Raw genomic sequence first — 20226 nt, 5'->3', positions numbered from 1 at the left:
AACTACACTAAAGTCACTCGCGCAAACTTACGCTTACCGACTTGAACCACATATGTGCCAGCTTCAAGTACCGCTTTCGCATCCGTCACCTTTTCACCTTCAACTTTCGCTGCACCTTGTTTTACCATGCGCATAGCATCTGATGTAGATGAGCATAGTGAAGCTTCTTTAAGTAGGTTGCTCATTGGCATCCCTACTTCAAACTCAAACTCAGGCATAACATCTGGCACCGCGCCTTTTTGGAAACGGTTGATGAACTCTTGTTCAGCTGCATCTGCATCTGCTTCAGAGTGATAACGAGCAATGATCTCTTTAGCTAGTAAGATCTTAATGTCACGTGGGTTTTTACCTTCTGCAACAGCTGCTTTGAAGTCTGCAATCTCACTTAAAGGACGGAAAGAAAGCAGTTCGTAGTAGCTCCACATTAAGTCATCAGAGATCGACATGATCTTACCAAACATCTCACCCGGCGCTTCGCTAATACCGATGTAGTTGTTTGCTGACTTAGACATCTTCTTCTCACCGTCTAAACCAACTAGCAATGGCATCATCAATACCACTTGTGGCTTCTGGCCATTGGCTTTTTGTAGCTCGCGCCCCATTAGCAAGTTGAATTTTTGGTCTGTACCGCCAAGCTCTACGTCCGTTTCCATTGCTACAGAATCATAACCTTGCAGAAGTGGGTACATAAATTCATGAATCGCGATAGGCTGGGCACCAGCATAACGCTTTTTGAAGTCATCGCGCTCTAGCATACGAGCAACTGTTTGGTTTGCAGCTAGGCGAATCATGCCCTCTGCACCAAGCTCAGATAGCCACTCAGAGTTAAACTGAATCTTAGTTTTTGCAGGATCTAATATTTTGAATACCTGCTCTTTATACGTTTCTGCATTACGTAGAACATCTTCGCGAGTAAGCGGTGGACGAGTCGAGTTCTTACCTGTTGGATCACCAACCATGCCAGTAAAATCACCGATCAGGAAAGTGACGTCATGGCCTAACTCTTGAAATGCACGAAGCTTATTAAAGATAACTGTATGCCCCAAGTGAATATCCGGCGCAGTTGGATCTGCACCCAACTTAATACGTAATGGACGTCCTTCTTTTAGCTTCTCAATAAGCTCAGCTTCTGGAATTAGCTCTTCAACGCCGCGCTTTATCTCAGCTAGTGCATGTTCAATGCTCGCCATTCTTGTTCACTCCCACAGATTTGGCAAAATTTTGATGATGCACATCTTACTTGAATAGCGATGCTTTTTGAAACAAGTTAGACTAAACAATAGGACTTATTTAATTGTGATGACCAGAACGAACACCAGATGTTGTCAATTTTCGCTCGTTTACCATGGATGCACCGAGCACTTATCGCATTCTTTAGCGCTATCATCGTTATCGCGCTGTTTTTCTTTCCCGACACAAAAAAGCTCAAACAAGAGAACAATCGCTATAAAGTAGGACAAAACTATCCACTTGATATTGATACCAGCGATTTGGGTGTAAAGCTTGCCTCTCCTTCTCTTAAACTGATTCGCTGGGAAAAATACACCGTATCGTCTGGAGAAAGTGCGGCCAGATTATTTCAACGTATCGGCCTTTCGGCTCGTCTCCTGTACGATCTTACCTCAGCGAGTAAACCGATTAAAAGCCAGCTGACTAAACTCATGCCCGGCGACGTGCTTGAGTTTGGCTTTGACGATAAAAACGAGCTTGTGCAACTAAAGCGCGAGCTCTCTCCTTATGAAACATTTCGAATTTCACGCACACCCAATGGTTTTGTTTCCGAGCTTGATAAGAAGGAAGTTCACTATCAATACAACTATGCTGAAGCCTCTATTAGTTCTAACTTTTGGAATGCCGCTGTTGGTGCTGGTTTAACACCCAACCAAATTATGGAGCTCGCAGGGATCTTTGGTTGGGATATTGACTTCGCGCTCGATATTCGCAAAGGCGATGCGTTCAAAATCCTCTACGAAGAAAAAGTAGTCGAAGGTGAGGTAATTGGTCGAGGAAAGATTATCGCTGCCGTATTTAGCAACCAAGGCGATACGTTTACAGCTGTATTAGATGACGTTACTGGTCATTATTACGATGAAAATGGTCGAGCTATGCGTAAAGACTTTTTGCGCTCGCCGCTAGATTTTCGCCGAGTCAGTTCCAACTTTAACCCTCGAAGGCTTCATCCTGTTACTGGTCGAGTTCGCCCACATAACGGCACAGACTATGTTGCTCCTGTCGGCACTCCTATTTGGGCAGCAGGTGATGGCGTGGTCATCAAATCCAGTTATGGACAATACAACGGAAACTATGTCTTCATTAAACACAGCAACACATATGTCACCAAGTATCTGCACCTGAAAAGACGTAAAGTCAAAACAGGTCAAAGAGTTAAACAGGGACAAGTTATCGGAACTCTAGGCGCAACTGGGCGCGTCACCGGAGCTCATCTTCACTACGAATTTCTTGTGCATGGCGTGCACAAAAACGCGCGAACTGTAAAGCTGCCTCAGTCGAAATCATTAACAGGCAAAGCTAAGACAACTTTTGTGGCAAGTGCAAAAGAGCGTATAGCCAAACTTGATCAATACAGTAATTTATTATTTTCGAGTAACTAACTATTCAAGTCGTTGCTACAGAGTGATAAAAGTAGCAACGACTATAAACTTGCCCTTCAGTTTGTGTTCAAACCAGAACGAATCAGGATTCATTCTCAGTCAGTTTTTTCTCTCGCCCTAACATCAGCAAGCATGGTGTGAGAACGAGTGTCAGCACTGTGGCAAAAGCCAAGCCTCCGGCGACAGCAGTGGCTAATTGTGACCACCACTGGGTACTTGGTGCGCCAAACTCGACTTTTTGGTTGATAAGATCGATGTTCATTTCCATAACCATGGGTAGCAAGCCTAAAATGGTCGTAATGGTTGTCAACAACACAGGTCGTAAACGCTGCACACCAGTTCTCAAGATTGCTTCTCGTTTATCGAGCCCACGTTTAATAAGCTGATTGTATGTATCAATTAATACGATATTGTTGTTCACAACAATTCCCGCCAACGCAATGACCCCGATTCCGGACATAATAATGCCAAACGGTTTTTGGAAGATTAGCAGTCCAGCAAACACTCCTACAGTAGAGAAAACAACAGCGCTTAGAATTAGGAATGCCTGATAGAAGCTATTAAACTGAGTAATCAAAATCAACGCCATCACAGCAAGCGCCACAAGAAATGCCTTTTGCAAAAATGCAGACGAGTTTTGCTGTTCTTCATTTTGTCCCCGAATATTGAAGGCCACACCTTTAGGCAAATCCAATTGAGACAATGCTTGCTGAATTTTTGGCAACTCTAGGGCTAGGTTGTAACCATCTTTCATGTCAGCAACAATTTTAATCACCCGTTGTCCATCTCGACGTTTGATCGTCTGCTGTTTAGGCTTCGGCAGCACTTGAGCAAAGTTGGTGATTGGAACCATGCCTGCAGGCGTTTTAATTCTAAGCTGATCAAAACGGCCAATATCGCGCTTATCTTCTGGATAACGAACAAGGATATCGACTTCCTCATCCGCATCATCTGGCAAATAATCACCTAAGCGCAACCCGTTAGTAACAAACTGTACGGTATTACCAACAAGGGTCGCATCAGCAGCAAAGCGTGATGCGTTATCACGACGAATATCGACCTGCCAATCGATGCCTGCTTTATTGGACGTATCACTGATGTTAGTGAAAGCTGGGTTGCCATCAGCCCAATGCCTAACCATCTTCGCAGCTCTATCTAGGTTTTCTGGCACCGTTGAGGTCATTTCAATTTCTAAGTCGTGCTCAACCGGTGGGCCTGCATCCGGGAACTTGTACTCAATTTCAACTCCTGAGAACTTATCAGTAGTCTGCTTAAGCTCCTCGATTATCTCTCTCACTTTACGTCGATACTGCCAATCTACTGGAGTAATTTGGATCTGACCTATACCCTCGTCTCCACCTGTTTTGGTATAGACACTTTCAAACTCTGGGTGGTTGAACATTACCTGCTCAATATCGCGCATGATTAAATCTTTCTCATTGATAGACAGATCACCGTGTGAGCGAACTTTAACGGTAAAAAATGGAGGATCGACTTCAGGGAAAAACTCTGCACCTAAACCAGCTTTCACGTAAGTCACACCGACACCTATGGCAAGTAAGATAGCAGCAAACAGAATCTTCCAAGGATGATCGACAGCAACTGATAACACTCGATGATAAAAACGGGTGATGCCTGTTGCCTGTGAAAAGTCTCCGTCATGCAGAGCCACCATTTTTTGGCGGTTTAGTTCAGTGACATTCTGCGGCCGCCCAATAATGCTTCCAAGTACTGGAACAAACAAAAGAGCCATCATTAGCGAAGCACTCAACGTCGCAATCAGGGTTATCGGCAAATATTTCATGAATTCGCCAGTGGTATCAGGCCAAAACATCAAAGGAGCAAATGCGGCTAATGTTGTAGCTGTAGAAGCGGTAATTGGCCAAGCCATACGTTTTGCAGCATCCAAATATGCTTGTCGCTTATCAACCCCTTCTTGCATTCTCCTGTCGGCAAATTCCGTTACAACAATTGCTCCATCGACCAACATACCGACGGCCATGATCAGTGAAAACAACACAACTATATTCACAGTCAAGCCAAACACTGAGAGAACCAAAAGACCAGTTAAAAATGATCCCGGAATAGAGATACCAACGAGTAACGCTGTACGCACACCCAATATGGCGATAATCACGATCACCACCAATATGATGGCTGATAGGATATTGTTTTGCAGATCATTAAGCATGGTTTTCACGTCTTTCGACTGATCCCATGTGTATTTAACTTGCAAGTTACTCGGCCATTCAGGCTGAGCTTGTGCCACAGTCAGTACATGTTTAACGATATCAACGGTTTGAATAATATTTTCGCCGGCACGTTTTTTTACATCCAAAACAACCGCAGAATTGCCGTCCATTCGCGCATAGCTGTTGGGATCGCGAAAAGATCGACGCACAGAAGCAACATCAGAAAATTTGACCACTTGCTTACCATCTATTTTGACAGGCAAGTCGAGTAAGTCTGTTAGTGAATCAAACACCGAGGGAACTTTTACCGAGAAACGACCATAACCGGTATCTACAAAACCAGCGGGAACAACACGATTATTGAGAGAAATTAGGTTGTAAATATCTGCTTGATCAAGGCCATAGCTCTCCATTAAAAGTGGTTCGACTAAAACTTCAAGGATATCTTCTCTATCACCAGCAATATCGACTTCCAGCACCTGACGATAGCTTTCCAATTTATCGCGTAACTTACGAGCGATTTGTACTATGGTCCTTTCAGGAACAGTTCCGTAAAGAACTACCGACAATACAGGTTCAACAGAGGCAAGTGTTATTTCATTCACAGTTGGTTCATCGGTGTCATCTGGCAATTTAGGCTTCGCTAGATCAACAGCATCTCGAACATCTGCCATTGCTTCAGCAAGATCAACTCCCACACTAAACTCTAGAGTAATAGAAGCATGACCCTGTCCGGCAGTGGCTGTCATCTCTTTGACCCCTTCAATAGAGCGCAATTCTTGCTCTATAGGCCTAACTAAAAGCCGCTCTGCGTCTGCAGGTGAAATTCCTTGGTGAGTAACCGAAACGTAGATGATTGGAATGGTAATATCTGGACTAGATTCTTTAGGAATAGTGATATAGGTGACAATCCCAGCGATGAGAATCAGCACCAACAAAGTCAGCATCGTTCGTGTTCGAGATAACGCAGCATCAATAAGTGAGTACATACTATCTCTCCTTAGCTAGGGCTTAATACTATCCGATTTAACTGCAATAACTGCATCGCCATCACGCACAAAACCCTGACCAACAGTGATAATGTCAGCACTATCACCTAACCCTGCTAACCAAACCCCATCTTGCTCTGCTTTAACAAGGTCAATTGGAACAAACTGAACATGACTATTTTTTAGTATTTTCACGCCTAAGTTGCCATCTTTATCAAGCGCAAGCATTGCTGGCGTTATTTTTATTGCAGGTGTTTGAACCAAATTGAGTTCAACTTCAGAGCTTACTCCTGCAGGAATTTTTTGCGCATGATTGTCTACTTCGATATCAACTGGAAAAGTGTTAGTTGAAGTAGAAGAGACTTTTGAGACATAACGGACAAAACCACTCACTTTGCTACCATCAACAAATGTGACTCGAGCTTGTAGCTTCGGCTTAATAAATTGTATGTAACGCTCACTTACATCAGCTTCAATCACCAATGGATTGATATCAATTAAATGGGCAACTGGGTCGCCAATTGCTACGTAATCACCAAGCTCAACAGGTAGGTCATCGACAACACCATCAAACGGCGCTCGAACTTCTGTGTTTGCCAAATTTCTTTTTGCACTTTCCATATCCGCTTTTGCATCCACCAGCGCAGCTTCAGCGGTAAAAAAGGCTACCTCACCTTGCAAACCTCGATTACGAAGAGACTTCGAGGCAATAAACTCTTTTTCTCTAACTTTTAGCATCGCCTTAGCTTTAGCTAATTGTATTGCAAGGTCGGCTTTATCTATTTGGGCGATAACTTGACCTTTTTTGACGGAATCACCTTTTTTAACTTTTAGCCCAACGACGCTTCCCGGATATTCTGCGGAGATCTTGGCTTGTTTGTTTGGCGCTGTTCGGCCATATAGTTCGAGAACTTTGAAGGTAGGTTGAGCTTGGAAGCTTTGATAAACCACTTTTGCTAGTGGTGCTTTATTTGAGACTGGTTGGGGTTGCTTGAGGATTTCTTCTGATTTCAGGCTTCCTAACCCAAGCCATAAACCAAGAAGTACGACGATAACAATGGATACGAGCCACGGTCGAGAAGAGAATAAGCCACCAATTCGTGACAAAATCATAAGCAATCCCTCGAGTTGCGTTGACAGCTGTGGCGCTCAAGTCAATGCACCCTGCATGGGATCCAAATATGCAGGGTTTTGTCTTTTCTTCTTTAACGTAAAATACAGTTAGACGCTAAAGGAAGCTCCACAGCCGCAGGTTGTGGTCGCATTAGGATTGTCTACAAAGAATCTTGCCCCTTCGAGGCCTTCCGTATAATCCACTTTACCACCGACTAAGTATTGCAGGCTCATTGGATCTACGACCAATGTTACGCCGCTATTTTCAATCGTCGTGTCGCCATCATTTACTTTTTCATCGAAGGTAAACCCATACTGGAAACCACTACAGCCGCCACCTGTAATATACACGCGCAACATCAGTGCTGGGTTTTCTTCCTCAGCAATCAATGTTTTAACTCGCGATGCAGCAGCATCTGAAAATGACAATGGGATATTTACTTCGCTCACGACGACCTCTCTCATTCGTGCAATTTACCACTTATTAATAATCTATTCGTGGTTGTTCAGCTCAATTTGGGTACAAGGATTATCTTATACCTTACTAAATCGTTCAAGTATTCTAATGCTGTTCTCGCTTTTGTACAGGTACTGAGTATCAGTTTTGTGCCATTAATGAGTATAAATCGTTTTTTGAATTGGCATTGGCAGGTACAATGTCGGGCTAATTGGTCCGAGCAATCAACAGAAGGATAATTCCATGACCAAATCATCAGACTTGTATCAAAAGGCTCAACAAAAGATTCCTGGTGGCGTTAACTCTCCAGTAAGAGCGTTTAACGGCGTAGGTGGCTCACCTATTTTTGTCGAGCGAGCAGATGGCCCGTTGATTTTTGATGCTGATGGTAAAGCATACATCGATTATGTAGGTTCTTGGGGACCAATGATTTTAGGCCACAACCACGCGGCAATTCGTGATGCTGTAATTAAAGCAGCTCAGCGTGGGTTAAGCTTTGGAGCACCAACTGAAGTAGAAATTCAAATGGCAGAGCTAGTTTCAGAACTTGTTCCGTCTATGGAGCAACTACGTATGGTGAGTTCTGGTACAGAAGCGACGATGAGTGCGATTCGTCTAGCTCGTGGCTACACTGGCCGCGATAAGATCCTTAAGTTTGAAGGTTGCTACCACGGACACGCCGATAGCTTGCTCGTTAAAGCAGGCTCTGGCGCACTGACTCTTGGTCAACCTAGTTCACCGGGCGTACCTGCAGATTTTGCTAAGCACACACTAACGGCAACATTCAACGACCTTGATTCAGTACGTGAGCTATTTGAAGCAAACAAAGACCAAATTGCTTGTATTATCGTTGAACCAGTTGCGGGCAACATGAACTGTATTCCTCCTGTAGATGGGTTCTTACAAGGCTTACGTACAATCTGTTATGAACAAGGAGCGTTGCTCATTTTTGATGAAGTAATGACAGGTTTCCGTGTAGCGCTAGGTGGCGCTCAAGCTCATTATGACGTTCGCCCAGATCTAACTACTCTCGGTAAAGTCATTGGTGGCGGTATGCCAGTCGGCGCATTTGGCGGCCGTAAAGATGTGATGCAATATATCGCACCTACAGGTCCTGTATATCAAGCTGGTACATTGTCGGGTAACCCTGTTGCAATGGCTGCAGGCTTGGCATGCTTAAATGTTCTTAAAGATGAAGGCAACCACAAACGCCTTGCAAGCAAAACTAAACAGCTCGCTGACGGCTTCAAGTCGCTAGCTGAAAAGCACGGCGTACCAATGACGGTTAGTCAGGTAGGTGGAATGTTCGGCTTTTTCTTCACTGAACAAGAGCAAGTAACTTGTTACGAGGAAGTCGCTAAATGTGATGTTGAACGCTTCAAACGATTCTTCCACCTGATGCTAGACCACGGAGTTTATCTTGCTCCATCGGCATTCGAAGCCAGCTTCACTTCACTAGCGCATGGCTCAAAAGAAATTGAAGCTACGCTAGAAGCCGCGGACCAATGCCTAGCAATTATTGCTTCTGAAGCGTAAGTAATAGTTCAAAAGTAGGGCTGAATACTCAGCCCTACTGACTCTTGTGAACATCAAGTTAGTTTTTCTCTTCACTTTCCCTGTTGTGACATTTTTTTGTTATTCCAATGGCTCATCAGAAGCCTACACATTGCTATATCACAACTAAACAGCCATGATACAACTGGTCACTAAGACTTCACGATGGACTGCCCAATGCCAAAAAAGGTCTCAATATCCCCTAGCCAATGGGTGATTATCATTGGTTTACTCGCTGCTGCTTCCGCTTGCTATTTGCTGGTTCAGCCTTATGTCAACGCTATTGTCATGGCATTTATCATTTCGTTATTGATATCGCCTATCCACGCTTGGCTAGAAGGTAAAATGCCCACTCACAAGAACTTAACGGCATTTCTCAGCTGCACAATCTTAACCTTTATTATCGTGCTGCCACTGACTTTAGTATTCATGTCGATAGTCAATCAAGGCGCCGTATTTTCACAAAATGTTTATAAATGGGGCACACATGGCGGAATTGAATCGGTCATCAACCACCCTCTTGTCATCAAGGTTGTATCGCTCATCAATAGCTATCTACCCTTCGATAAGATAAACCCACAAAATATTGCGCAGAAACTTGGTCAATTAGCCGCATCGCTTGGCACAAACTTAGTCGGTGTCAGTGCCAAAGTGTTGGGTGATGCCACAAATTTCCTAGTGAACTTTTTCCTAATGTTGTTTGTATTGTTCTTCTTGCTAAGAGATCACGACAAAATCATCTATGCGCTGCGCCATGTGGTTCCTTTGTCTCGGTCACAGGAAGACAAGCTACTCGACGAAATTGAGCAAGTATCTAAATCTGCCGTTATGGGCTCATTTCTCACGGCGCTTGCTCAAGGTGTCGCTGGTGGATTAGGTATGTGGGCTGCTGGATTCCCAGGGTTATTTTGGGGAACCATGCTAGCATTTGCATCATTTATCCCTGTAGTCGGTACTGCGCTAATCTGGATTCCCGCCTCAATTTATCTCTATTTCTCGGGTGATACTGGCTGGGCGATTTTCTTAGTGATATGGAGTATTGCGGTTGTTGGTTCAATCGATAATTTATTGCGACCATTTTTAATGCAAGGCAACTCAGGAATGAACACTCTGCTGATGTTTTTCTCCCTATTAGGCGGCTTGCAATTCTTTGGTCTAATTGGCCTTATCTACGGCCCAATTATTTTTGCAGTCACTATGGTGATGTTTAAAATCTACGAGGAAACATTCCAAAACTTCCTCGACGATCAAGACAACAGCTAATCTAACTGAGACTAAAGATAAATAACTTCAAGAGGTGCGTGGTTTGTGCGAAAATCGCGCCTCTTTACTGAAACCTTATTTACAAAAACAACGGCCCTCATTTATGTCTGCTTATACTGCCCCTAGCCAAATTGCTCAGCGTCAACTCGAATACTTTAACGGTAAACACGTACTTGTGGCAGGCGAAGCAGAAGACATGTTCCCTGTGGAGCTTGCGCAGCATTGTGAGTCCGTATCTGTTTTCACGACTCATTACGGCTACTATCGCACACTCTGCTCTTCTCCGTCGGTTCAGTGCTACTTCAATGCTGAATTTAATGAGAAAACCAATGCTGACATGGTTTTGCTCTATTGGCCAAAAGCTAAAGCCGAGGCAGAGTTTTTGCTTGCCATGCTCATGGATAAACTTGGCACTGAGACGGAAATTGTCGTTGTTGGAGAAAATCGCTCCGGAATAAAAAGCATTGAGAAGATGTTCAAACCTTACGGAGTAATTAAAAAATATGACTCGGCGCGTCGCTGCTCATTTTACTGGGGAATATGTTCTGAAAAACCGCAACCTTTTGAGCTAAAACAATGGTTCAAAAGCTATAAAGTTCAGTACAAAAATACCGAAGTCGAAATCAAAAGCCTACCCGGCGTATTCAGTCATGGTGAGTTTGACATAGGCAGCCGACTACTGCTTGATAATCTACAAGAGCTGCAGGGTAAAGTGCTCGATTTTGGCTGTGGCGCCGGTGTGATTGGCACTGTGATATCTAAGCTAAACCCAGCGGTTAAAATCAACATGTGTGATGTTAGCGCTCTTGCTATTGCTTCAAGTAAAGCAACACTCGAAGCAAATGGGTTAAGCGGTAACGTGTTCGCTTCAGATGTGTATTCTGACACTGATAGTGACTATCAGTTTATTATCAGTAACCCACCGTTCCATTCTGGGCTGGATACCAGCTACAGTGCAACAGAAACCTTGCTTGCCGATGCGCCCAAACATTTAGCCAAATCTGGCGAACTGTACATTGTTGCAAATAGCTTCTTGAAATACCCTCCAATAATTGAGCAAGCATTTGGCCATTGTGAAACAACAGACAAGACGTCAAAGTTCACCATTTATCATGCGAAAAGTTAGTAGCTTAAAAGGCTAGGGCTCCCGTAGGGTCAACATGGATAGAAACACCCTGACCGATACTTAGTGCTTCTGAAGAACTAGCAAGTAGCTTATTGCCATTGGTTTCTATCACATAACGGCAGTGATCCCCCATAAACTGCTGTTCGACGACTTTGCTTTCTGCACTCAACCCATTGGTATTTCCGATCGGTTGCACTTGAATATACTGCGGCCGAATAAGCAGTTCACACTGACCATCGATAGCAATATCTCGCTGCGCTTGCGCTTGGATAAGACCAAGCTCAGTTTCAAAACCTTGCTCTGATATACGTTTTGCTAGCAAATAGTTACCTCCTCCAAGGAAGTTCGCAACAAACCGACTAGACGGCTGGTAGTAAAGCTCTGCTGCTTTGCCAAACTGCTCAATTGCTCCATTGTTCATCACAGCTAGTTTATCTGAAAATGCGAACGCCTCTTCTCGGCTGTGAGTAACAAAAATAGCCGTAATTCCTTGCTGTTTAAACAGTCTACGGATCTCGATGATCAATTGATGACGAACTTGAGTATCTATATTGGAAAAAGGTTCGTCTAGCAGCAGTAAGTCAGGTTTATAAGCCATCGAGCGAGCAATCGCTACACGCTGTTGTTGCCCACCAGATAGCTGATGTGGGTACCGACTTCGGAACTCGGATAAATGTACCAAGGTAAGCATCTCATCCACTCGCGCCCTTTTTTCATTTACACTAAGGCCACGCAGACCAAAAGCAATATTTTGCTCAACAGTAAGGTGTGGAAAAAGCGCATAATCTTGGAAGATCATCCCAATATTACGTTTTTCGGGCACTAGACTTTCCTGCCCATCGTCAACCACTCGCCCCTTCAAAGACATAGTCCCTGAGCTCAATTGCTGTATGCCAGCAATTGCTTTCAATAGTGTTGTTTTCCCACAGCCACTAGCACCGAGTAAACAGATGATCTCGCCAGCCTCAACATCAAGTGAGAGAGACTTTAAGATATCTGCATTGTCGTATTGACAATTGATACTATTAATTGAGAGTAACTGCTGCATTAATGAGTATGCTCCAAGGTTCGGTTAACAACAATTAGGGGCAATAGCCCAACTAAAACCAATAACACTGCAGGCATTGCCGCAAGCTCTAGCTGCTCATCAGAAGCGAAATTGAAAACGTAAGTAGCCAGTGTTTCAAAATTAAATGGCCGTAAAAGTAGCGACGCATTCAGCTCTTTCATCGACTCAATGAAGACAAGCAAACCAGCGATCAACACTCCCCTTTTTATCAAAGGAAGGTGGATCTGTTTTAACGTTTCATTAGCTGTACAACCAAGAGTGCGCGAAGCCATGTCTAAAGAAGGCGGTATTTTTTTAAGGCTACTCTCGACACTACCTATCGCGACCGCAGAAAAGCGCACTACAAGAGCAAACACCAGTGCAAAGATGCTTCCCGAAAACAATAAACCTGGCCGCTTCCATTCCATGCTCACAGCAAAATCGTTTAACCAATGATCTAACGTTAGCACAAATACCATCACTCCAATTGCGAGAACTGTTCCCGGAACTGCATAACCCATCGAAGCGGCTTTCTTAGTCACTTCACTGGGCAAGCCCGGAAGCAACCGATGGCGAAAATTCACAATTAAAGCAACAAATACAGCAACCATGGCAGCAGATAAAGAGACCTTTAAACTGTTGATAGAATAGTCTCTAAACTGAGTCGTCCAACTTTGCTCAATGTATTGGTAAGCATAATAAAGGAGCTGCATGATTGGGAAAATAAATGCAATGCTCACCAACCCCCAGCACCAAAAGATAGCGCACCACTTTTGACCACCAGTGAGGTGAATTAAATGCCTATCCTCTTGTACCATCTTCGATTGAAATAGTTTCTGCTTCCTTCTGCTATAACCCTCTAAACCGATAAAAAGAACGATAAAGAACAGCATTATCATAGAAATCTTCGCTGCTGCAGTTAGGCTTGAGTAACCCAGCCAAGTGTCATATACCGCTGTAGTTAAAGTGTTAACGGCAAAATAGCTCACCGTGCCATAGTCACCAATCGCTTCCATGGCAACCAAGGACAAGCTGACAGCAATCGCAGGCCGAGCAAGTGGAAGCGATACTCTTAGAAAAGTTTGCCAAGCGTTACATTTGAGCAATCTCGCCGATTGAGTCAAAGTACTACTTTGCTCTATGAAGCTAGCGCGACATAAAAGATAAACATACGGATACAGAACCAACGCTAATACTATGATAGAGCCTGTAATTGAACGTATATCCGGAAACCAGTAGTCCCTAGGCCCCCATCCTGTTACATCTCTGAGGGCCGACTGAATCGGCCCTGCAAAATCAAACCAATCGGTAAAAATATAGGCGACAATATAGCCCGGCATAGCCAGCGGAAGAACTAGCAACCATTGCAGTATTTTGTCAGAAGGAAAGCTGCACCGTGCCATCAACCAAGCACTTGGAAGCCCGAAGAGAAATGCCAGCAGCATTACACCAATAGCTAAAACGACCGTATTAAAAACATAGGTGGGCATAACAGTCGACATTAAGTGAGAAAAAATATCGTCCGTTTGACCTAATGACGTATACGCTATTGCGGCTATTGGCAAAAAAAGAGCAGCGGCGATAGCCGTACTGCTCATTTTCCATGAGGTAAATTTGTCAACCAACTTCATACAACGTTGACCAATTGAAAGCTTAATAACTCAATATTCATCAATAAAAGAGTTACAGATCGAACTTCACTTCATCGAGTAATTTAACCGCCTGCTGATGATGTGCCGCGACTTCATTTAGTGAAATTTTGTCAGCTCTAAAGTCTCCCCATGAAGCTACCAGTTCAGAGCGTTCAACGCCCGGTTTGACTGGATACTCGTAGTTTATCTCAGCATACATTTTCTGAGCTTTGTCTCCGGACAAATACTCCATCAACTGCACAGCATTGGCTTGATTAGGAGAATATTTTGCCATTGCCATACCACTTACGTTGACATGAGTACCATCCGTCTCTTGGCCAGGAAAGTTGATGTAGACGGCTTCAGCCCAAGCTTTTTGGTTTTTATCATTAACCATTTTTCCTAAGTAATAGCTATTACCTAAAGAAACATCACATAGGCCTTCTTTGATCGCTTTAACTTGTGCTCGGTCGTTACCTTGAGGTTTACGGGCTAAGTTCGCTTTCACGCCTTCAAGCCACTCTTTGGTTGCTTTCTCACCTTTATGAGCAATCATGGCAGAAACAAGGGATACGTTGTACGGGTGCTTACCGCTACGAGTACAGATCTTACCATTGAACTCCGGACTCGCGAGATCTTCGTAAGTAAATTCTTGACCTAGCTTACCCACTCGGTCACGAGATGAATAGACTGAACGCGTTCTAGTCGTTAATGCAAACCATCGGTTTTCTGCATCTTGGTATTGGCTAGGAATATTTTCTTCAAGCGTTTTACTGTCTACTGATTGAACCAAATCCTTTTCAGTTAGCTCACTCAATCGACTAATGTCTACCGTTAAAATGACATCTGCAGGGCTGTATTCCCCTTCTTGGCTCAGCTTTTCCGCGATCCCTGTTTTGGCAAAAATCACGTTAACTTTAATACCAGTATCTTTGGTAAACTCGTTGAGCATTGGCTGTACAAGAAATGGCTGTCGATAGCTATATACATTGACTTCTTCAGAAGCAATCGTTGGAAGTACAAAAGAGTTGGCAGCCAGCAGACCCAAAATCCATTTTTTCATCACATCAATCCTAAACATTAATGATAATACTTATCAGTTAGATTTGTTAATTATAATGTTGATGAATGAATTATCAATAGCGAGCAGAAAAAAACCTGCTGTTGCCAGCAGGTTTTCGTGGAGCTATTTGTAACGTTTTATTATTTTAGGGATACAAATTCAGGGTAAGCACCAATGCCACAGTCATGCATATCCATGCCTTCCAATTCTTCATCTTCCGATACTCGAATACCCACTGTCGCTTTTAAGATTGCCCAAACAACCAAGCTAGCTCCGAATACCCAAGCAAAGATAACACCAGCACCTAATAGCTGCGCACCAAAGGTTGCATCAGCGTTTGTTAGCGGTACAACCATTAAGCCAAATAAGCCACACACACCATGCACAGATATCGCACCCACAGGGTCATCAATCTTAATTTTGTCTAGACCGACAATACTAAATACGACAATCACGCCTGCTACAGCACCAATAGCAACAGAATAAAGCGGAGATGGAGAAAGTGGATCTGCCGTGATTGCAACCAACCCTGCTAACGCACCGTTGAGAATCATGGTTAAATCCGCTTTACCCCAAGTGGTTTTACATACAAACAGAGCAGCAATGGCACCAGCAGCAGCAGCAGCGTTGGTATTTAGGAAGATTTCACCGACAGCTGTCGCATTTTCAAAATCTGAAATCATCAACTGTGAGCCACCGTTAAAGCCAAACCAACCGAACCATAAAATGAACGTGCCAAGTGTGGCCAATGGCATGTTGGAACCAGGTATTGGGTGCACTTCACCTTTTGGCCCGTATTTACCTTTACGAGCACCAAGCAACAAGACACCAGCTAAAGCAGCAGATGCACCAGCCATATGAACAATGCCAGAGCCTGCAAAGTCGCTAAATCCAGCCTCAGACAAGAAGCCGCCGCCCCATGTCCAATAACCTTCCATTGGGTAAATAAATGCGGTCAGTACTGCAGAAAAGATAAGGAAAGACCAAAGCTTCATACGCTCCGCAACAGCGCCTGATACCACTGACATTGCTGTTGCGACAAAGACCACTTGGAAAAAGAAATCAGAAGCAAGTGAGTGATCTGCGCCTTCGGCTTGAGTCCCTATTAGAGTGCCAAAAGAAGGTAACCAGCCACCTTCACCATTACCGACATACATGATGTTGTAGCCAACAATTAAATACATGGTGCAAGCAATGCAGTATAAGCAAAAGTTTTTAGTTAGTATTTCTGTGGTGTTTTTTGAACGAACCAAACCCGCTTCTAACATTGCAAATCCAGCCGCCATCCACATAACTAATGCGCCTGAAATAAGAAAGAAAAACGTATCTAATGCGTAACGTAAATCTACTACCGTTTTAGTTAATTCCAATTCCATATATCTACTCCCCCCTAATCCTTTTCAATAACCGTTACAGTGCTTCAGCGTCCATTTCGCCAGTTCGAATTCTCACTGCTTGGTCTAAGTCATAAACGAAAATTTTACCGTCGCCTATCTTCCCTGTATGAGCCGCTTTACTTACTGCCTCAATGACACGGTCTACATTGTCAGCCTGTGTCGCTATTTCCAATTTCACTTTTGGTAAAAAGTCCACTTGGTATTCAGCGCCACGATATAACTCGGTGTGTCCTTTCTGGCGACCAAATCCTTTCACTTCTGAAACTGTCATCCCTTCAACACCAACGTCAGCCAAAGCTTCTCGCACGTCATCCAATTTAAAGGGCTTAATAATCGCATTAATTAATTTCATTGCTTCCTCTCTGCTACTAATTCCCACAGAGAGACTAATCCAAGTGACATGCCATGTTTTTATATTACTGAAAAACAAAGATTTATTTGTAAGAATAGAATTAAAAGCAGATTTTTCGCACCACTTTGGTGCATAAGGTTCACTAAAATAACGCAGAGAATAGATTAGCCCACTGAATTAGTGCACGAGAACAATGGAGGGGTTAACGAATAAACTCAGACCAACTGGCGAGGAAGCTTTCAAAGTCCACTAAACCGCAGCTCGACTCACTTTCACTTTCATAAATGCTGAAATCTTCTTCAAGTTCTAGAGGTTGTCCAGTACAGTTTTCTCGAATGAGCACTTCGCCATCTTCAAATACCACACTGATCTCTTGCCCTAGATACTGAAAGGTTTTCGTTGGGTTGCTCTTTGATTGAGAAATGATCTCGTTAATTTGTTCAATCTTGTCGGAAGAGGTAGCAATTTCCTCTTGCAACCAGCGTGCAACGACTTCATAGCCCATCTCACAACGAACATAGTATTCGCCAAGAAAAATATTACGGGTAAATTCGTATTCCATGCTGCAGGCTACCATTGGGAAAAGGGAGCGTAGTATATCGACATCACCACAAAAAGAAAAACACCTGACGCAAAGCCAGGTGTTTTATTGTTATATGCAGTTTGAACCTTTATGCCGGCTCTTGGAAGATAACAGTGTCAGCTTTCTTTGTATAATCCGCCATACGGTGGAAGTTCAGATAGCGATAGGTATCAGCCGCCGTTGCATCGATTTGCTTAGCGTATTCCATGTATTCCTCTTTAGTAGGAATACGGCCTAAAATAGCACCGACAGAAGACAGCTCCGCTGAAGCCAGATACACGTTTGCACCAGTACCTAGACGGTTCGGGAAGTTACGCGTAGAAGTCGACATCACCGTAGCTTCATCTGCAACTCGAGCCTGGTTACCCATACACAGGGAACATCCCGGTGTTTCAATTCGAACGCCTGCACGACCAAAGATGCCGTAATAACCTTCTTCAGTGAGTTGGTCTTTGTCCATCTTAGTTGGCGGCGCAACCCAAAGGCGAGTATCTAACTGACCAGAGTGTTTCTCAAGTAACTTACCTGCTGCACGGAAATGACCAATGTTGGTCATGCACGAGCCAATAAATACTTCATCAATCTTGGTGCCTTGTACGTCTGAAAGCAGTCTTGCGTCATCAGGATCATTCGGCGCACAAAGAATTGGCTCATCAATTTCAGCTAAATCGATTTCGATAACATGAGCGTACTCTGCATCTTTGTCTGCTTCCATTAGCTCTGGCTTCTCTAGCCACTCTTCCATCGCCTTGATACGACGTTCGATAGTACGGCGATCACCATAACCTTCTGCGATCATCCACTTCAGCATAGTGATGTTAGAGTTTAGGTACTCTTCAATCGACTCTTGCGATAGCTTAACTGTACAACCTGCAGCCGAACGCTCAGCTGAGGCATCCGATAGCTCAAATGCTTGCTCTACTGTTAAGTGTTCAACACCTTCAATTTCTAGCACTCGGCCAGAGAACTCATTGATCTTACCAGCTTTCTCGACAGTCAATAGGCCTTGTTTGATGCCATAGTAAGGAATTGCATGAACCAAATCACGTAGAGTAATCCCTGGCTTCATTTCACCTTTGAAGCGAACCAAAATCGATTCTGGCATATCTAGTGGCATAACACCTGTTGCCGCTGCGAACGCAACTAGACCAGAACCAGCAGGGAAAGAAATACCTAGTGGGAAGCGAGTATGCGAGTCACCACCTGTACCTACGGTATCTGGTAGTAACATGCGGTTTAGCCAAGAGTGGATAACACCATCGCCTGGGCGAAGTGAAACACCAGCGCGATTCATAATGAAATCTGGCAATGTATGGTGAGTGTTTACATCAACTGGCTTAGGATACGCAGATGTGTGACAGAAAGACTGCATCACGAGATCAGCAGAAAAGCCAAGACAAGCAAGATCTTTCAGTTCATCACGAGTCATTGGGCCTGTCGTATCTTGCGAGCCAACTGTAGTCATTTTTGGTTCACAGTAAGTTCCAGGGCGAATACCTTTCACGCCACAAGCTTTACCGACCATTTTTTGAGCAAGGGTATAACCTTTACCAGAATCAGCAACTTCAGCAGGACGACGGAAGATATCCGTTGCGCCAAGGCCTAGAGATTGACGAGCTTTGTCTGTTAAGCCGCGGCCTATAATCAATGGTATACGGCCACCCGCACGTACTTCATCAATCAGCACATCTGTTTTTAGGCCAAATTCAGCCAGCACATCACCTGTGTCGTGATTGCACACTTTTCCTTCATACGGGTAAACATCGATAACATCGCCCATATTCAGTTTTGATACATCCACTTCGATAGGTAGTGCTCCAGCATCTTCCATCGTATTGAAGAAGATCGGTGCAATTTTGCCACCCAGCACGTAGCCGCCAGCGCGTTTATTTGGCACGTTAGGGATATCATCGCCCATAAACCAAAGTACTGAGTTTGTCGCAGACTTACGAGATGAACCCGTACCGACAACATCACCAACATAGACTAACTGGTGACCTTTTTCTTTCAGCGTGTCAATTTGCTTAATCGGACCAATACTGCCTGCTTGATCTGGTTCGATACCATCTCTGGCGTTTTTCAGCATAGCTAAAGCGTGAACTGGAATATCTGGACGAGACCACGCATCTGGTGCTGGAGACAAATCATCGGTGTTAGTTTCACCAGTGACTTTAAATACAGTTAGGGTAATTTTCTTTTTCAGCTCAGGCTTAGAAAGGAACCACTCAGCTTCTGCCCAAGATTTCATCACTTGCTGAGCATGAGCATTGCCAGCTTTGGATTTTTCTTCAACGTCATAAAATGCGTCGAACATAAGAAGTGTGTGAGAAAGCGCTTTAACGGCAATCGGCGCTAGTTCACTGTCATCAAGTAAAGAGATTAGCGGTTCAATGTTGTATCCGCCTTGCATAGTACCAAGCAATTCTGCCGCTTTTGCGCGACTCACTAGCGGTGATGAAACTTCACCTTTGGTAATTGCAGTCAGAAATCCAGCCTTTACATACGCTGCTTCATCAACACCAGGAGGGATACGATTTTCAAGAAGATCTAAGATAAACGCTTCTTCACCCTGCGGAGGATTTTTAAGAAGTTCAACAAGTCCAGCAACTTGTTCTGCGTCTAATGGTTTCGGAACAACCCCTTCTGCTGCACGATCGGCAACGTGTTTACGGTAGGCTTCTAGCACGACTTTTTCCTCTCATTGCGGTTCCTCCTGTTCTTATTAAAATTAGGAGTGAACATCTTTGGGAACTTGGCTCTCATTTTGCTGCTCTAGGCGTAACATTTAGAGTAAAGCTGTGACGGAAGGGCAACGAAATAGAGGCCAAACTGTGCTAAGCAGCATA

General features: G+C 43.9%; 15 protein-coding genes. 4 read left to right on the top strand and 11 right to left on the bottom strand.

The genetic code is table 11. The annotated features are described in order from the left end of the window. Positions 1 to 2: 2 nt before the first annotated feature. Positions 3 to 1190, bottom strand: coding sequence for a tyrosine--tRNA ligase (tyrS, locus tag L7A31_RS07850; RefSeq protein ID WP_237360963.1), 1188 nt, complete (start codon positions 1188 to 1190; stop codon positions 3 to 5). Positions 1191 to 1319: 129 nt separating this feature from the next. Between tyrS and shyC the strand changes: the two genes are divergently transcribed. Then, positions 1320 to 2612: a peptidoglycan DD-endopeptidase ShyC gene (gene shyC, locus L7A31_RS07845; RefSeq protein WP_237360962.1), complete on the top strand. Its 1293-nt coding sequence runs from the start codon at positions 1320 to 1322 to the stop codon at positions 2610 to 2612. A gap of 82 nt (positions 2613 to 2694) precedes the next feature. On the opposite strand, the gene L7A31_RS07840 is transcribed toward shyC, so the two are convergent. The 3 genes from L7A31_RS07840 to erpA all read right to left on the bottom strand — a co-directional run bounded on the left by L7A31_RS07840 (position 2695) and on the right by erpA (position 7356). Beyond that, positions 2695 to 5793, bottom strand: a complete 3099-nt coding sequence (locus L7A31_RS07840; protein WP_237360961.1) for an efflux RND transporter permease subunit — start codon at positions 5791 to 5793, stop codon at positions 2695 to 2697. A 15-nt stretch (positions 5794 to 5808) separates the two neighbouring features. Continuing rightward, positions 5809 to 6906, bottom strand: coding sequence for an efflux RND transporter periplasmic adaptor subunit (locus tag L7A31_RS07835; protein ID WP_237360960.1), 1098 nt, complete (start codon positions 6904 to 6906; stop codon positions 5809 to 5811). A 108-nt stretch (positions 6907 to 7014) separates the two neighbouring features. Beyond that, positions 7015 to 7356, bottom strand: coding sequence for an iron-sulfur cluster insertion protein ErpA (gene erpA / locus L7A31_RS07830; protein WP_237360959.1), 342 nt, complete (start codon positions 7354 to 7356; stop codon positions 7015 to 7017). Positions 7357 to 7606: 250 nt separating this feature from the next. Here erpA and hemL point away from each other — a divergent pair, with 250 nt between their 5' ends. From hemL to rsmC, 3 genes are all read left to right on the top strand, one after another. Next, the gene (hemL, locus tag L7A31_RS07825) at positions 7607 to 8899 is read left to right on the top strand and encodes a glutamate-1-semialdehyde 2,1-aminomutase (RefSeq protein WP_237360958.1); all 1293 of its coding nucleotides are present in this window, start codon (positions 7607 to 7609) and stop codon (positions 8897 to 8899) included. A gap of 195 nt (positions 8900 to 9094) precedes the next feature. Next, entirely contained in the window at positions 9095 to 10180 is a 1086-nt protein-coding gene (locus tag L7A31_RS07820) for an AI-2E family transporter (RefSeq protein WP_237360957.1), read from the top strand. Positions 10181 to 10283: 103 nt separating this feature from the next. Continuing rightward, complete coding sequence (gene rsmC / locus L7A31_RS07815; RefSeq protein ID WP_237360956.1) at positions 10284 to 11306, top strand: 16S rRNA (guanine(1207)-N(2))-methyltransferase RsmC; 1023 nt, start codon at positions 10284 to 10286, stop codon at positions 11304 to 11306. A gap of 4 nt (positions 11307 to 11310) precedes the next feature. On the opposite strand, the gene L7A31_RS07810 is transcribed toward rsmC, so the two are convergent. The 7 genes from L7A31_RS07810 to acnB form a co-directional block, all read right to left on the bottom strand. Next, a complete protein-coding gene (locus tag L7A31_RS07810; RefSeq protein ID WP_237360955.1) occupies positions 11311 to 12354 on the bottom strand; it encodes an ABC transporter ATP-binding protein in 1044 nt (347 codons plus the stop codon). Beyond that, entirely contained in the window at positions 12354 to 13979 is a 1626-nt protein-coding gene (locus tag L7A31_RS07805) for an ABC transporter permease (RefSeq protein ID WP_435532910.1), read from the bottom strand. Before L7A31_RS07805 ends, L7A31_RS07810 begins: the two co-directional genes overlap by 1 nt. Before the next feature lie 58 nt (positions 13980 to 14037). Continuing rightward, positions 14038 to 15048, bottom strand: coding sequence for a Fe(3+) ABC transporter substrate-binding protein (locus L7A31_RS07800; RefSeq protein WP_237360953.1), 1011 nt, complete (start codon positions 15046 to 15048; stop codon positions 14038 to 14040). A 140-nt stretch (positions 15049 to 15188) separates the two neighbouring features. Then, positions 15189 to 16418, bottom strand: coding sequence for an ammonium transporter (locus L7A31_RS07795; protein WP_237363531.1), 1230 nt, complete (start codon positions 16416 to 16418; stop codon positions 15189 to 15191). A 40-nt stretch (positions 16419 to 16458) separates the two neighbouring features. Further along, a complete protein-coding gene (glnK, locus tag L7A31_RS07790; protein WP_494338365.1) occupies positions 16459 to 16818 on the bottom strand; it encodes a P-II family nitrogen regulator in 360 nt (119 codons plus the stop codon). A gap of 181 nt (positions 16819 to 16999) precedes the next feature. After that, positions 17000 to 17359 carry a YacL family protein gene (locus L7A31_RS07785; RefSeq protein ID WP_237360951.1) on the bottom strand — a complete coding sequence of 120 codons (360 nt, stop codon included), beginning with the start codon at positions 17357 to 17359 and terminating at the stop codon, positions 17000 to 17002. A 109-nt stretch (positions 17360 to 17468) separates the two neighbouring features. Then, positions 17469 to 20066: a bifunctional aconitate hydratase 2/2-methylisocitrate dehydratase gene (gene acnB, locus L7A31_RS07780; RefSeq protein ID WP_237360950.1), complete on the bottom strand. Its 2598-nt coding sequence runs from the start codon at positions 20064 to 20066 to the stop codon at positions 17469 to 17471. Between the last annotated feature and the right edge of the window lie 160 nt (positions 20067 to 20226).

The organism is Vibrio marisflavi CECT 7928, assembly GCF_921294215.1.
Lineage (GTDB): Bacteria > Pseudomonadota > Gammaproteobacteria > Enterobacterales > Vibrionaceae > Vibrio > Vibrio marisflavi.
This window is presented reverse-complemented; position numbering and strand designations above follow the sequence as displayed.